Source organism: uncultured Sphingomonas sp., assembly GCF_934560975.1.
GTDB lineage: Bacteria > Pseudomonadota > Alphaproteobacteria > Sphingomonadales > Sphingomonadaceae > Sphingomonas_I.
On sequence record NZ_CAKTFO010000004.1, the window covers coordinates 31672 to 45669 of the forward strand.

Sequence of the window (13998 nt, forward strand, 5' to 3'; positions counted from 1 at the left end):
GATGTGTCTCTAGCGTCGGACATGCTGATTTTCCAGCAGGAAGGCTTTGTCCGGCGTCAAAGTTCCGATCACACTGGGCGGTTTTACAGGATCTCCACCCGGCCCAGGCCGCGTTGGGCGAGGGCGTCGGCAAAGGCCTGCGACGGCTGGATCGGACCGGTGAAGACGGCGGCGCCGGGTGGTGACGCCGCCGGCCAGGCTTGGCCGTCAGTCAGGTGGACGATGCGACGGGCGATGCCGGCCGCTCCGTCGACGAAGCGCAAGGGGCGGGGTGCCACGGCTGTCAGCCGGTCCGCCACCAGCGGGAAGTGGGTGCAGGCCAACACCACCACGTCCATCCGCTCGCCCCCTTCCTGGTCGAGCAGGCCGGCGAGCGCGTCGGCATAGGCGCTGTCCGGGGTCGACTGCCCACGCAACGTGGCTTCCGCCAGCGTGACCAAGGCCGCCGAACCGTGGCGCAGCACCCGGCAATCGCCAGCGAAGCGCCGCGACAGATCGTCCACATAAGGTTGCCGCACCGTTGCATCGGTGCCGAGTATCCCGATCACGCGGGTCTGCGACTGTTCGGCGGCGGGCTTGATCGCGGGCACCGTGCCGACAACCGGCAGGTCCAACGCCGCGCGCACCCCGGCCAGCGCGATGGTGGAGGCGGTGTTGCACGCAATGGTGATCAGGCGCGGGCGATAGCGTTCCGCCAGCCGCCCGAGCAAGGCGGGCACGCGCGCGCTGATCTCCGCCTCCGATTTGGTGCCATAGGGAAAGCCGGCATTGTCGGCGACATAGACGATCGGAGCGCGGGGCAGGGCTGTCCTGACCTCTGCCAGCACGGACAGGCCGCCGACGCCGGAGTCGAACAGCAGGAGAGGGCGGGCGTCGCTCATCCGCCGCGCAGGCCCGAAATGGTCAGTGCGGGACTGATCCGCTCGATCTCGGTCCTGAGGTGGAGCAGGGCCACGCCTGATTGCTCCAGCGCGCGGGCCAGCGCCGGTGCGAACTGGTCGGTCCGCTCCACCGTCTCGGCCCATCCGCCATGGGCGTGGGCGAGCGCGGCAAAGTCGGGATTGGCGAGGTCGGTGCCGGATACGCGCGCCGGATAGCGCCGCTCCTGATGCATCCGGATCGTGCCGTAGCTGCCATTGTCGATCAGCAGCACCAACAGTCGGGCACCCTGGTGGGCGGCGGTGGCAAGCTCCTGTCCGTTCATCAGGAAGTCGCCGTCGCCCGCCACCGCGACCACCTGCCGCTCCGGGAAACGCAATGCCGCCGCGATCGCCGCCGGCACGCCATAGCCCATCGCGCCGGCCGTCGGCGCCAGTTGAGACGGCTTGGCAGCATAATGCCAGAAGCGATGCGCCCAGGCCGAGAAATTGCCCGCACCGTTGCAGATGATGCTGTCCCCCGGCAGCTGTTCACGCAGGACCGCCCAGCAGAGATTGAGGTCGAGCGCGGCTCCGTTGGGCGCGGGCGTGCTCCAGTCCAGCCACTCGGCATGTGCTTGTGCGCCAGCCTCGAAATGGACCGAATGATCGCTGACGTTGGCAATGGCGGCGGCAAAGGCTCGCGTGTCGGCGCACACCGCCAGATCGGTGCGGTAGACCCGGTCGAGTTCGGTCGCATCGGGGTGGACGTGGACCAGCACCTGCCCGGGATGGTCGGGCGTGATCAGCGTATAGCCATCGGTGGTCGCCTCCCCCAGCCGCGCGCCGACCACCAGCAGCAGGTCGGCATCGCGCACCCGCTGGACCAGCTTGGGGTTGGGGCCATAGCCGAGATTGCCGGCATAGACCGGGCTCTCGTTCGGGATCGCATCCTGGCGACGGAACGCGGCCACTACCGGCAGGCCCGTGCGACGCGCGAAGTCGGCAAAGTCGCGCCCGGTCTCGGCATCCCAATCCGCGCCGCCGACGATCGCCAGCGGCGCCCTGGCCTGGCGCAGCAGGGCATAGACATGGCCTACCGCCTCGGCCGGGCAGGCCTGCGTGACACGGGCGATGGCTGGCCGGTCCTCCGCTTGCGCTTGGCTTTCCAGCATGTCTTCGGGCAGCGCCAGCACCACCGGCCCGGGCCTGCCGCTGATAGCGGTGGCGTAGGCGCGGGCGACATATTCCGGGATGCGCGCCGCATCCTCGATCCGTGCCGCCCACTTCGCAAGCGGTGTGAAGAAGGCCGGCAAATCGACTTCCTGAAAGCCTTCCCGATCGCGGGCGTCGCGCGCCACGTCGCCCACGAACAGGATCATCGGAGTGGAATCCTGCATCGCCACATGCACGCCGATGGAGGCGTTGGTGGCGCCCGGCCCGCGCGTCACGAAGGCAATTCCAGGCCGATGGGTCATCTTGCCGTCCGCTTCGGCCATAAAGGCCGCGCCACCCTCCGCGCGGGTCACCACCAGGTTGATGGAGGGGGTGTCGTACAGCGCATCCAGCACCGGCAGGAAACTTTCGCCCGGTACGGTGAAGATGCGGTCGCAGCCTTGGGTGACAAGAGCATCCACCAGGATGCGGCCGCCGGTCCTTGGGGTCATCATGCGCGCGTCATAGCCGGGCGGGAGGGCAAGCGGCAATGTTGACCCGCTTCGCTCGGACCGCCTACATCCCGGTCCAGCTCCGGTGGAGGTTTCGTGGCGAACAAGATCTATCCCGACGCGGCCGCCGCCCTGGACGGCCTGCTTGCGAACGGCATGACGGTGTGTGCGGGCGGCTTTGGCCTGTGCGGCATCCCCGAACGGCTGATCGACGCGATCGAAGCGTCGGGCGTAGCCGGCCTGACCGTCGTGTCCAACAATGCCGGGATCGACGGCGTGGGTCTGGGCAAGCTGCTGCGCTCCCGCCAGATCGCCAAGATGATCTCCTCCTATGTGGGCGAGAACAAGGAGTTCGAGCGGCAATATCTGGCGGGTGAGCTGGAGGTCGAGTTCTGCCCCCAGGGCACGCTGGCCGAACGCTGCCGCGCGGGCGGGGCGGGGATTCCGGGCTTCTACACCAAAACGGGCGTCGGCACGGTGGTGGCCGACGGCAAGGAGACCCGGGAGTTCGATGGGCAGACCTATGTCCTGGAACGCGGGATCGTTGCCGACCTGTCGATCATCAAGGGGTGGAAGGCGGACGAGGCCGGCAACCTCATTTTCCGCAAGACGGCGCGCAACTTCAACCAGCCGATGGCGACAGCCAGCAGGATGACGGTGGCGGAGGTGGAGGAGATCGTGCCGGTAGGCAGCCTCGATCCCGACGCGATCCATGTGCCCGGCATCTATGTGAAGCGGCTGATCCTGGGCGCGCCCTACGACAAGAAGATCGAGTTTCGTACCACCCGCCCGCGTGAGGCGGCGTGAAGCATTTCCTGCCCACGATCGCGGCCTTGCCGCTGCTGGCCGGCTGCGTGGTCGCGGTGGACAACAGGCCTGCGCCGCCGCCCACCCCGGCATCGTCCGCCCCTGCGGTGCCCAAGACGTTGCAATGGCTGCACGGATCGGGCGAGGCCGCGATCCTGTCGCGTCAGGCCTATCGGCAGATGGTCCGCTTCGTCCTGGCTGCCGACGCTGCCCGCAAGCAGGGCAAGCCGGTCGACGGCGCCGTGCTTGTGACCGGTGCGACACCGGATGCACCCCGCTGGGCGCAATGCGGTGCAAAGCCCGCGGCGATCGTGCTCGACATGGACGAAACCGCCATCCTCAACACCGGCGCCAATTATGACGGGGCGACCCGCCCCGACGCCGGCTTCGACGCCGCACGCTGGGATGCGTGGGAGAAGGGTGGGGCGCCCTATGTCGAGCCCGTTCCCGGCGCGCGCGAGGCGCTGGCCCAGGTGCGCGCGGCCGGCATAACGCCGATCTTCATCTCCAACCGGCTGAGCGCCAATGCCACCGGCGCGATCGACGCGCTCGCCACGGCCGGACTTGGCCCGGCGGTGCATGATCAGACCCTGTTCCTCCGCAACGACGTGGCGCCCGGATCGGGCAAGGACCCGCGGCGTCAGGCGGTGGCGGCGCGCTGGTGCGTGCTGGCGATGATGGGCGATCAGCTCGGCGACTTCAGCGACGCCTTCAACACGCCGACCCTGTCGGTGCAGGGACGCCGTACCCTCGCCCAATCCCCGGCGGTCGCGGCGAAGTGGGGAGCGGGGTGGTTCCTGCTGCCCAATCCGGTATACGGCTCCGGCGTGGCCGGCACCCTGGATGATCTGTTCCCGGCGGACAAACGCTGGTCCGGCCCATCGGAGACGCATTGATGCCCTGGACTCGTGACGACATGGCGGCGCGGGCCGCGCGGGAATTGCGGGACGGCTTCTACGTCAACCTGGGCATCGGCATCCCGACATTGGTGGCCAATCATGTGCCTCCGGGCATCGAGGTAACCTTGCAATCGGAGAACGGGATGCTGGGCATCGGCCCGTTCCCCTATGATGACGCGGTCGATCCCGACCTGATCAACGCCGGCAAGCAGACCATCAGCGAACTGCCGTCCTCCAGCTACTTTTCCTCGTCCGACAGTTTCGCCATGATCCGGGGCGGGCATATCGACCTTACCGTGCTCGGCGCGATGGAGGTGTCGGAGGGCGGCGACATCGCCAACTGGATGATCCCCGGCAAGATGGTGAAGGGCATGGGCGGGGCGATGGACCTGGTCGCCGGGGTCAAGACGATCATCGTCGTGATGGAGCATGTGTCCCGGGCTGGCGAGCCCAAGTTCATCCCCGCCTGCACCCTGCCGCTGACGGGCCAGAACGTGGTGGACATGATCGTGACCGACCTGTGCGTCTTTGGCCGTCCGGACCATGCAAGCCGGTTCCGGCTGCTGGAACTCGCGCCCGGCGTGACGGCGGATGAGGTGCGGGCGAAGACGGGTGCGGCCTACGACGGCTGAACGCTTCGTCGCACGACGAACCGAATACGGCGCTCGTTGACGGGGCGGCTTCGCGTCCGCAAGGCTGAGCGGGACAATGAAAAGACGCCCGTGATCAAGCTGAAGCCGCCTTCCAAAGTCCGTGATCGTCTGTTGTGGCGTGATCCGCTGGTCGTGCGCAGCATCTATGGCCTGCTCGCGCTCGCCTTGCTGGTCGAATTGGTGGTGATCGCCCGCCATTTCTTCGCGGCCCGCCCGGTGCGACAGGGTATCAGCGCGGCGGCCACGGCCGAACGCAAGCTGGGTGCTGGCCCGCTCAACCCCAAATCCTACCGCATCGATTATGCCCGGCTCGACCGGCGGCTGCAGTCCGTGGTCGAGCGCAAGGACATGGTCGGCCTCAGCATCGCCGTGATCGAGGACGGGCAATTGTCCTTCATCAAGGGCTATGGCGTGACCGAGGCGGGCTCCGCCGACAAGGTTACCCCGCAGACCATCTTCCGCTGGGCATCCGTGTCCAAGGGGGTGGCGGCGACGCTGGAGGCGTTGCTGGCGCGGCAGGGCAAGCTGTCGCTGGACGATCCCGTCTCCAAATGGTCGACCACGTTGAAGCTGCCCAAGGACAATCAGAATGTCGCGACCCTGGCCGACGCGCTGTCGCACCGGCTGGGCATCGTCAAGAACGCCTATGACGATCGGCTGGAAAATAACGAGGATCCCGGCCTGATCCGCGGCATGTACGGGCCGCTCTTCCCGATGTGTCCGCCGGGCACCTGCTGGGCCTATCAGAACGTCGCCTTCGACGTGGCGCGCGAGGCGATCGAGAAGGCCACCGGGCTCAGCTACGATCAGGCCACGAGGCACTACATCTTCGGCCCGCTCGGGATGACGAGCGCCAGCACGACGCGCGAGGGGCTGGTCGATGCGCCGAGCTGGGCACGGCCGCATCGTGGACGGACGGAAATTCCGGTGCAGGAGGCTTATTACCGTGTGCCGGCCGCGGGCGGGGTCAACAGCTCCATCGTGGATCTCGGCATCTGGATGCGCGCGCAAATGGGCGGCGCCCCCGGCATCCTGCCCCCGGATCTGTTGTGGGAGGTCCATGCCCCGCGTGTCACCACGTCCCGCCACGGCCTGCCGCCCTATGATCTGGCGCTGAAGGACAGCGCCTATGCGCTCGGCTTTCGTGCCTCCAACTATGAAGGGCACCACATCATCTGGCACCGGGGCGCGGTGACGGGGTCGCGCTCGCTGATGGTGTTCGATCCGGTGTCGCGGTTCGGCGTGGCGATGCTGTGGAATTCCAGCGGGGTGAAGCCTAGCGCGCTGCCGATGGAGCTGCTCGACCAATATTATGGCAGGCCGTTCCGCGACTGGATGGAGGTCAGCCGTCCCTAGCGCGTAAGCCCATATTCTCCTTCACGGCGTCATAGTTCACCACGCAATTGCGGCCTTGCGCCTTGGCTCGGTACAAAGCGCCATCGGCACGGGCGATGGCCACCTCCAACTCCTGTCCGGCGCCCGTGCAGCAAAAGACGCCCAGGCTGGCGGTAACAGGGCCGCAGCCGGGGAAGGGGTGGTCGGCGATCGCCCGACGCAGCGTCTCGGCGGCGGTCATGGCGGCATCCGCCCCTCCCGCGTGGCAGATCACCACGAATTCCTCGCCGCCCCATCGCCCCACAATGTCGTTGGCGCGCGTATTGGCGGTCAGCACATCCGCAACCCCGGTGAGCACGGTATCACCGACGACATGGCCGCAGCGATCGTTGACCTGCTTGAAATGATCCACGTCGAGCAGGATCACCGCCAGTCGCGCTCCGTCCCCGCTCATGGCATTGATGTCGAGATAGGCGTTCATGATGCCGGTACGGTTGAGCAATTGCGTCAGGTAATCGCGCCGTGCCGACTCTTCGGCATGGCGGACGAGGCGCAGCGCCGCCGCCTGGCTTGCGCGCCGCCGGTCGAGGTCGCGTGACAGCTGGACGATGCGGTGGACCAGATAGGCTCCGATCAGCAGCGCCCAGATGCCGACGATCGTGGCGTACCAGGCGCCAATGGTGATGCGCTTGCTGGACAGCGTTATCCGATCCAGTCGCATGCGGTACCGGCCGACCGGCGCGTAGGTTCCGCTCTGCACCTGGATGGCCACCACATTGTCGAATTGGGGCTGGCTGAGTTCGCGCGGCATCTTGAACTTGGCGATCCACCATTCCGCCGGGCGGAGGTCGCTGGGCTGCAGATCGATGACGTTGCGCCCGCGCTGAACCGGCACCTCGGCCATGTTGAACTTGGTGGAATCGACCTGTCCCGGCTTGCTGTAGCGGGGATCGAAGTTGCGCAGGTAGATCCGGACGGTTTCGGCCGGCCCCGCATAATCCAAGACGATCCGCATCGCGCTGAAATGGGTGAGGTCGACGCCGTGGCCCCGGCCCGTGCGATCGATCGCCAGTTCGTAGGAGCAGAAGCGATATTGATAGGCCCGGGTCAGCCGGCACGACCAGCTGGAAGGCTGTTGCCGGTCGATCGAGATTCCGGACGTTCCGCCTTCCACCGCATCGGCGCGCGCATGGGGAACATAGCGCCCGGCCGGATCGGGCATGATCGCCAGCGTCCGGTCCAGCAGGGCGCCCTGAAAAAGGAATGCGACGACGGTAAGGATCAGCAGCCCGAGCAGCAACAGCTCGAACCCCATGATTCCGGCCAGCCGCTTGGCCGACACCCTGAACCGTCTCCGCAAATGCCGCCTGAAATGGTCCGCCATCACCCCCTACCGGAATAGGGAGACAACGACCGAAGCGGCGCTTGGTCCTTCGTCTAGGAAAGAATAATCAACCGATCGTCTGGTATGAAGGGCTACTCACCTTGATGAAACAGCCCGAAGGCGATCACCAGGCGCGGACGCGGCCCGTATCAACATGGACGAAGCCGTCGTGCGGGTAATAACCGACTCCGCCCGCCTTCAGCGACAATGCCGCCAGGTGCAGACGATCCAGGCCTACGCCCGGCATCCGGATGTCCGTCGCCTTGCCCAGCATGTGCTGGCTCTTGGTGGCAACACCGGTATGGGCACCGCCGCGCTCCCGCAGGGCGGCGTTGGTGACGGGTGAGCGGTAGCCCGAAATCAGATCAATCTTGGCCTGTGGTGCAACGCCCAGGCGATCGCGCAGTCTGCTGAGCAGCACCAGCAGTTCGCGATCCATGCTGGTGGACTGGTTGTTGCGCCAGTCGCGCAGGCCGTGGTTCAGTTCGGCCAGACCCTGGCTGTCCCAACCGTTTGCGCCGAAAAAGCGCGCGTCGAACGTCTCGTTGGTGTGGATGTTGCGGAAGGCGAGCCGCTGCTCCGGCGTGGCGCCCATCGCCGCGCTTGCGCCCAGCAGTCCCACACCCGTCATCACGGCACCGCGCAGCAGCCGCCGTCGGCCAATTTCGACATCCATCATCAAACGCATACCCCGCTCTTCGGAAAGAAAGCCGCGTAACGGCGTTCCTCCTCGTGCCCGTTCATGAAGATAGGAGCTTAGCACGCGTGGTTAAACTAAAGGTTTCCGGCGTTTGCCTCGCGATTGCAACGTCTTGTCTCGTAAGTACCGCTTCACCGGCTGCTCCCCCCGCCGCCCCCGACATGCAGGTGTTGCAGGTGCAGGTGGTTCTCGACCGGATCGGCTTCGGTCCCGGCATCATCGACGGCCATCGCGGCGCTTCGCTGACCAAGGCGGTGAAAGGATTTCAGAGCGCCAATGATCTGCGCGTGACCGGTGAACTGGATTCCGCCACGCTGGTGGCGCTGCGCCCTTATGCCTCGACCCCCGGGGTGGTCGGCGTGCCGCTCAGCCGTTGGGCGCTGGCCGGTCCGTTCGTCGGCGCGATGCCCGACAAGCCGGAGGATCAGGCCAAGCTGCCGGTCATGGGCTATGCGGACGTGATGGAGAAGCTGGCTGAGCGTTTTCATACATCCAAGGCGACCTTGATCGCGCTCAATAGTCCTTCGACCCGGCTGCGCGTCGGCGCCGTGATCCGCGTCCCGAATGTGTTGCCGAGCGCCACCAGCTATCCCGACACGTTGAGACCCGATTGGCGCGACACGCTGAAGATGCTCAGCGTCTCCTCGGCGCAGCCCCGGGCGGAGCGGGTCGTGGTCGACAAGTCCGATGGCGTGCTGCGGGTGTTCGGGGAGGGCGACAAGCTGATCGCGCAATTCCCCGCGACGATGGGCAGCGTGCATGATCCGCTGCCGATCGGCAAATGGACCATCCAGGGGACCGCTTATCTGCCCCCGTTCCATTACAATCCCGACCTGTTCTGGGATGCCGACAAGGGCGACACCAAGCAGCAGCTGAAGCCCGGGCCCAACGGACCGGTCGGCGTGGTGTGGATGGACCTCAACAAACCGCATTACGGCATTCACGGCACCTCCCATCCGGAAAGCATCGGCCGGTCGGAAAGCCATGGCTGTATCCGCCTGTCGAACTGGGACGCGGCGCGCCTGTCCCTGATGGTGCGTCCGGGTACGCCGGCGGTGTTCCAGCCGTGACGCGGCTCGGTTGGTGGATGCTGATCGGCTTCGCGGTGGTGATCGGCGGCTTCGTCCTGCTGCTCAGGTCGGGTGGGGTGGGGCTGGGTTCCTCCCGCTCGCCCGACCAGACAGTCACGGCCGAGGCGTCCGCCGCTCAAGGCGGGCTGGTCGTTCCGGTCGCCGGCGTCCAGGTGACCCAATTGACCGACACCTGGGGCCAGTCGCGCGCAGGCGGCGAACGGGCGCATGAGGCGATCGACATCGCTGCCCCGCAAGGAACCCCCGTTCTCGCCGCCGCCGCCGGCACGATCGAAAAGATCTTCGACAGCAAAGATGGCGGCCATACCCTCTACGTCCGGCGCGACGATGTGAACTGGCAGGATTATTACGCCCATCTCGATGCCTATGCGCCGAACCTGCGCGAAGGCATGAAGGTGGCGCAGGGCCAGCCGCTCGGCACCGTTGGCGCGACGGGTGACGCCAGCCCGGATGCGCCACACCTGCATTATGCCGTCAACGCCATGGCCGGTGGTGACACATGGTCGCAGGGGCGGGCGGTCAATCCCTACCCGATCCTTGCCGGGCAGGCGGCGTCCCGCTAAGGGGCGCGCTTGCGCTTTCGGAGCGCAGTTCTTTCTAGGCGCGAGATACTCATGAAGATCAGCGGCGTGGACATTCGTCCCGGCAACATCATCGAATATGAAGGCGGCATCTGGCGCGCCGTGAAGATTCAGCACACCCAGCCCGGCAAGGGCGGCGCCTATATGCAGGTCGAGCTGAAGAACCTGCGCGATGGCCGCAAGAACAATGTCCGCTTTCGTTCGGCCGAGACGGTGGAGCGGGTGCGACTCGACACCAAGGATTTCCAGTTCCTGTTCGCCGATGGCGAGCAGCTGACCTTCATGGACAAGGAAACCTACGAGCAGATCGGTCTGCCGCGCGACCTTCTGGGTGACGCCGCCGCCTTCCTGCAGGATGGCATGGACGTGGTGATGGAGCTCTATGACGAAGAGCCGATCAACGTGCAGCTGCCCGACACGATCGAGGCGACGATCGTCGAGGCCGATGCGGTGGTGAAGGGGCAGACGGCGTCTTCCTCCTACAAGCCGGCAATCCTGGACAATGGCGTGCGCGTGATGGTGCCGCCGCATATCTCCAGCGGTACGCGCATCGTGGTCGATGTCTACAGCCAGGAATATGTCCGCCGCGCGGACTGATCCGGCTTTGTCCCCACCGCATGTCAAGCGGCGGGATCGGGCTCTGGCGGGCATCCGACGCCGGGCCGTCAATACGGGGCGCTGCCGGAGCCATGGTCTCCGGCGGCGCCATACTCACTTTAGAGCCTCTGCCGTGGCGGCGGAGGGGAGCATGACATGGTAGCGCATTCGGGCCTGATCACCGTGATGGAGCGCGCCGCGCGCAAGGCGGGGCCGCGTCTCCGCCGCGACTTTGGCGAGGTGCAGCAGCTTCAGGTCTCGCGCAAGGGGCCGGCGGATTTCGTAAGTCAGGCTGACCAGCAGGCCGAGCAGACGCTGTACGAGGAGTTGAAGAAGGCCCGGCCCGACTGGGGCTTCCTTGGCGAGGAAGGCGGCGCGCGCGAGGGCGACCCGACCAAGCCGCGCTGGATTGTCGATCCGCTGGATGGCACCTCCAACTTCCTGCACGGCATTCCGCACTTCTCCATCTCGATCGCGGTCGAAACGCCGTTGCCCAACGGCAAGGGCGAGATCACCCATGCTTATGTCTACCAGCCGGTGACTGACGAAAGCTTCTGGGCGGAAAAGGGGCGCGGTGCATGGCTGCACGACCGGCGCCTTCGCGTATCGGCGCGGCGCGAGCTGTCCGACGCGCTGATCGCCACCGGCATCCCTTTCCTGGGCCATGGCAATTTTCAGGAATGGACCAAGATCTTCGCCGCGATCGCGCCCGAGGTGGCAGGCGTCCGCCGCTTCGGCTCGGCGGCGCTGGATCTTGCCTGGGTCGCCGCGGGGCGGTTCGATGGTTATTGGGAAAGCGATCTGCGTCCGTGGGACGTGGCGGCCGGCCTGCTGCTGGTCAAGGAAGCTGGCGGTTTCGTTACCGATTATCGCGGCGGTGAGCAGACGATGGAACGCAACGAGTTCCTGGCGGCGAATGACGGTCTGCATTCGAAGCTGCACAAGCTGCTGGCTGGGGCATTGCGCAAGTAAGCTGTCACAAACCAGACATAATCACCTCCTAGATCGCGCGATGCGGCGCTGCAGCAAGCGGGCCGCCTTGTCAGGGAAAGCCGCACGCGAGCGGGGCGCAATGATGCCTCCCGCTGCTGCTTCCGAGGGGGAATTTTGTTGAAAGCTCATGTTGCCAAGTCGGCGCTCGCGCTCAGTGCGTCGCTGGGTGCCCTGCTGTTCGCCACTGCCGCGCACGCGCAGGACGTGTCCGCCACCGCCGCCCCGACCGCCGGGGATGAGGTGCCCGAGATCACCGTCACGGCGCAGCGCCGGACGGAGAGCCTGTCCCGCGTGCCGGTTTCGGTCGCCGTGGTGGGTGGCGCGGATGCGCGGGCCTTCACCGCCGGTGGCGACGATACATTGCTGTCGCTGTCGGGTCGCGTCGCCGGCCTGTATGCGGAAACCACGACCGGCCGCATCTTCCCTCGCTTCTACATTCGCGGTCTGGGCAATATCGACTTCTATCTCGGCGCGTCGCAGCCCGTGTCGATCATCCAGGACGATGTGGTGCTGGAGCATGTCGTGCTGAAGTCGAACCCCGTCTATGACGTGGCGCAGATCGAGGTGCTGCGCGGGCCGCAGGGTTCGCTGTTCGGCCGCAACACCACGGCGGGCATCATCAAGTTCGACACGATCCGCCCCGGCCAGACCTGGGAAGGCCGCGCCCAGGCAACCTACGGCAGCTACAACACCACAACGCTCGACGCGGGCGTCGGCGGCCCGATCGTTCCCGACAAGGTCGCGATCCGCGTGTCCGGCCTCTATCAGCACCGCGACGATTACGTGGACAACACCTTCTCGGGCGTGAGTGCGGACGGCACCCGTACACCGAAAAAGGATGCGATGGGCGGCTTCGACGAGCGCGATGCCCGGATCCAGCTGCTGCTGACCCCGACCGAGCGTCTGTCGATCCTCGCCTCGGGCCACTTCCGCGATTATGACGGCACCTCCACCCTGTTCCTGCGCAGCGCGCTGACCCGGGGCTCCAACAAGAGCGACGCGTCGCGCAAGCAGGTCGCGTATGACGAGGCGGCGAACAATCCGCAGTCCTACAACACTTATGGCGGCTCGCTGAACGTCTCCTATGACTTTGGTGGCGCCACTCTGACCTCGATCACCGCCTATGAGACGACCGACGGCTACAGCCGTGGCGACACGGACGGCGGCGCGGCAGCCAACTTCCCGGTCAACGGCGTGCCCAACGGCTTCGGCCAGAGCCAGGGCCAGATCCGCGACCTGGACCAGTGGACGCAGGAAGTTCGCCTGGCGAGCCCGGACGATCAGCCGATCACCTGGCAGATCGGCGGCTATTATTTCGACAGCCGCGACACGACCGACTTCTACCAGCGGGCTTATTTCCTCGCCACCGCCGCCCGCAACCTGAACAATTGGGTGCGGCTGCGCAACATCAACACCTCTTACGCGGTGTTCGGTCAGGTGGCGTGGAAGGCGACGGATCGGCTGACCATCACCGCCGGCGCGCGCGAGACCAAGGACACCAAAAAGACGCGCCTGCTCAAGACGGCCGATACGGTGGCCGGTGCGGTGACCTATCCGGGCCGCCGCTATGTCCGCCTGTCAGACAGCGAACCGAGTTGGGATCTGAGCGCGCTCTATCAGGTCAATCCGGACCTCAGCCTGTATGCGCGCCTGGCCACCGGCTTCCGCGGACCCACCATTCAGGGCCGGTCGGCGGTGTTCAACTCCGACTTCACCACTGCGAACTCGGAAAAGATCCTGTCGGGCGAGGCGGGCTTCAAGAGCAGCCTGTTCAACAACATGCTGCGCCTGAACGCGAGCGGCTTCTACTGGCGGCTGAAGGACATCCAGCTGAACGGCAACGACGCCGACGGCAACGGCGTGCTGTTCAATGCCGACAAGGCGATCGGCTATGGCGCCGAGGCCGACCTGGAATTCCGCCCGTTCCGCAATCTCAGCCTGACGGCGGGCGCCAGCATCCTCCATACGGAGATCAAGGACGACCGCGTCTACGCGCAGGTCTGTGCCCTGAATGGCCGGGTGGTCTGCACGGTGGAGGATCCGACGATCACCAGGCCGCTGTTCGGCGCGCCGACGATATTCGCTCAGATCGATGGCAATCCCCTGCCGAACGCGCCCAAATATAACTTCAACGTCGCGGCGCGTTACGATGTGCCCATGACCAATGGTGGCAGCCTGTTTGCGGCGACCGACTGGAACGTGCAGGGTTACACCAGCTTCGTTCTGTATAAGACCAGGGAATTCACCGCGAAGGGCAATTTCGAGGGCGGCTTGAAGCTCGGCTACTCGGCACCGGACGGGGCCTATGAACTGGCGGTGTTCGCCCGCAACATCACCAACGAAAAGAACCTCAAGGGCGTGATCGAAAACTATATGGCGGCGGTCTACAACGACCCGCGCGTGATCGGCGTGTCCTTGTCCGGCAAGTTCTGAT

Annotated in this window: 13 protein-coding genes; 9 read left to right on the forward strand and 4 right to left on the reverse strand. The window is 66.0% G+C overall.

The genetic code is table 11. The features are described 5' to 3' along the window. Positions 1-83: 83 nt before the first annotated feature. Positions 84-881 carry a glutamate racemase gene (gene murI / locus Q0D93_RS04300; RefSeq protein ID WP_294391718.1) on the reverse strand — a complete coding sequence of 266 codons (798 nt, stop codon included), beginning with the start codon at positions 879-881 and terminating at the stop codon, positions 84-86. After that, positions 878-2527 (reverse strand): thiamine pyrophosphate-binding protein, encoded by a 1650-nt coding sequence (locus Q0D93_RS04305; protein WP_294391880.1) that lies wholly within the window; start codon positions 2525-2527, stop codon positions 878-880. The genes murI and Q0D93_RS04305 overlap by 4 nt, the downstream gene beginning before the upstream one ends. Before the next feature lie 93 nt (positions 2528-2620). On the opposite strand from Q0D93_RS04305, the gene Q0D93_RS04310 reads away from it, so the two are divergent. Genes Q0D93_RS04310 through Q0D93_RS04325 form a run of 4 tightly spaced genes read left to right on the forward strand, consistent with a single transcriptional unit; the run spans position 2621 to position 6239 of the window. Further along, positions 2621-3331, forward strand: a complete 711-nt coding sequence (locus Q0D93_RS04310) for a CoA transferase subunit A (protein ID WP_294391719.1) — start codon at positions 2621-2623, stop codon at positions 3329-3331. Next, on the forward strand, positions 3328-4227 hold the full coding sequence (locus tag Q0D93_RS04315) for an HAD family acid phosphatase (protein WP_294391720.1): 900 nt from the start codon (positions 3328-3330) through the stop codon (positions 4225-4227). The genes Q0D93_RS04310 and Q0D93_RS04315 overlap by 4 nt, the downstream gene beginning before the upstream one ends. Then, positions 4227-4862: a 3-oxoacid CoA-transferase subunit B gene (locus tag Q0D93_RS04320; protein WP_294391721.1), complete on the forward strand. Its 636-nt coding sequence runs from the start codon at positions 4227-4229 to the stop codon at positions 4860-4862. The genes Q0D93_RS04315 and Q0D93_RS04320 overlap by 1 nt, the downstream gene beginning before the upstream one ends. Before the next feature lie 36 nt (positions 4863-4898). Then, positions 4899-6239 (forward strand): serine hydrolase domain-containing protein, encoded by a 1341-nt coding sequence (locus Q0D93_RS04325; RefSeq protein ID WP_294391722.1) that lies wholly within the window; start codon positions 4899-4901, stop codon positions 6237-6239. On the opposite strand, the gene Q0D93_RS04330 is transcribed toward Q0D93_RS04325, so the two are convergent. Then, complete coding sequence (locus tag Q0D93_RS04330; protein ID WP_294391723.1) at positions 6226-7560, reverse strand: GGDEF domain-containing protein; 1335 nt, start codon at positions 7558-7560, stop codon at positions 6226-6228. The two genes, Q0D93_RS04325 and Q0D93_RS04330, sit on opposite strands and share 14 nt — an antisense overlap. A gap of 166 nt (positions 7561-7726) precedes the next feature. After that, complete coding sequence (locus Q0D93_RS04335; protein ID WP_294391724.1) at positions 7727-8290, reverse strand: DUF882 domain-containing protein; 564 nt, start codon at positions 8288-8290, stop codon at positions 7727-7729. A 188-nt stretch (positions 8291-8478) separates the two neighbouring features. Here Q0D93_RS04335 and Q0D93_RS04340 point away from each other — a divergent pair, with 188 nt between their 5' ends. From Q0D93_RS04340 to Q0D93_RS04360, 5 genes are all read left to right on the forward strand, one after another. Continuing rightward, complete coding sequence (locus tag Q0D93_RS04340; protein WP_294391725.1) at positions 8479-9372, forward strand: L,D-transpeptidase family protein; 894 nt, start codon at positions 8479-8481, stop codon at positions 9370-9372. Next, on the forward strand, positions 9369-9956 hold the full coding sequence (locus Q0D93_RS04345; protein ID WP_294391726.1) for a M23 family metallopeptidase: 588 nt from the start codon (positions 9369-9371) through the stop codon (positions 9954-9956). The genes Q0D93_RS04340 and Q0D93_RS04345 overlap by 4 nt, the downstream gene beginning before the upstream one ends. A gap of 51 nt (positions 9957-10007) precedes the next feature. Next, positions 10008-10571: an elongation factor P gene (gene efp / locus Q0D93_RS04350; RefSeq protein WP_294391727.1), complete on the forward strand. Its 564-nt coding sequence runs from the start codon at positions 10008-10010 to the stop codon at positions 10569-10571. A gap of 156 nt (positions 10572-10727) precedes the next feature. Continuing rightward, positions 10728-11543 (forward strand): inositol monophosphatase family protein, encoded by an 816-nt coding sequence (locus tag Q0D93_RS04355; RefSeq protein ID WP_294391728.1) that lies wholly within the window; start codon positions 10728-10730, stop codon positions 11541-11543. Between the two features lie 135 nt (positions 11544-11678). Beyond that, positions 11679-13997, forward strand: coding sequence for a TonB-dependent receptor (locus tag Q0D93_RS04360; RefSeq protein WP_294391729.1), 2319 nt, complete (start codon positions 11679-11681; stop codon positions 13995-13997). Position 13998: the final 1 nt, after the last annotated feature.